General features: G+C 75.4%; 1 protein-coding gene. It reads left to right on the top strand.

All coding sequences use genetic code 11. The annotated features are described in order from the left end of the window. Window positions 1-211: hypothetical protein (locus DXC67_RS10515; RefSeq protein WP_199410722.1), on the top strand; the 211-nt coding region annotated here is incomplete at both ends.

Consider the following 211-nt stretch of genomic DNA (forward strand, 5'->3'; position numbering starts at 1 on the left):
ACCGGGACCCTGACGGCGACGGGCTCGCAGTGCGGGATCCACGTTTCGCAGGCGCTCGTGGTGGACGGCTGCACCGTCGATGTCCGGGCGGACGGGGCCGATATTACGGACGAGGCGGTCGCCGGCGTGATCGCAGGCGACATGGCCGTGCGCGGCGGCGGGCGCATCGTTGCCGCGGGCGCCGGGTCCGGAGCGGGCGTGCGCGCCTACG

Origin of the sequence: Collinsella sp. TF07-1 (assembly GCF_003437235.1) — a bacterium.
Taxonomy (GTDB): domain Bacteria; phylum Actinomycetota; class Coriobacteriia; order Coriobacteriales; family Coriobacteriaceae; genus Collinsella.